At 61.8% G+C, this 615-nt stretch carries 1 protein-coding gene; it reads right to left on the reverse strand.

What is annotated here, in order from left to right:
• A partial coding sequence (locus tag GVL52_RS28175; protein ID WP_210254120.1) for a hypothetical protein occupies positions 1–525 on the reverse strand: 525 nt, incomplete at its 3' end.
• Positions 526–615: the final 90 nt, after the last annotated feature.

The raw sequence follows: 615 nt of genomic DNA on the forward strand, positions 1-615 counted from the left end.
CACCAGATACCGCAGCCGACCAATCCAATGAATGCGAGCTGCAGCGCCTGCTGCAACCAGACCCGCGGCCATGCTCAACACGAAGAAGATGCAGGCGGCCAGGCCCCACTTCACCGTGTCGCCGGCACGTGCTGCGCGGGCCACGGACGCATCTGCGTCTTTCAGATCTTGCAGCACCTTGCGCGCATCGCCCTCTTCCCAGACGTCCTTGTAGTTGGCCGCGACCTGGCTCATTTCCCGCCGCCCTACCCTACCTACCTCGACATCATTTGTGCTCGCTGCAGATCCCTGTGACGATGCGAAGTGCATGCCGGTCCACATCGTTGTGATCGTGAGCGCTGTCCATACGACGAGGACGAGGAACGCCACGTTGATGGCCGAGCGCGTTGCGTGACGCCATGAACGCTCGACAAAGTCCGGCGTGATCGTGGATCCTGCCAGTGCCGCTGCAGGTGCTGCGCCCGTACAGATGCGGCCATCTTCAACGATCGATCGATGCAGATCGTCAGGCACGTCGAGGTACAAATGCTGGTGCTGCGTCGGGGGTGCAAGCTGTTCTGCCGCTTGGCGTCGTTCACCTTTCAGCAGATGACGCCGCCACGCGGGCATCTTGAT

It is taken from the genome of Rhizobium sp. 18055, from assembly GCF_902706285.1.
GTDB lineage: Bacteria > Pseudomonadota > Alphaproteobacteria > Rhizobiales > Rhizobiaceae > Rhizobium.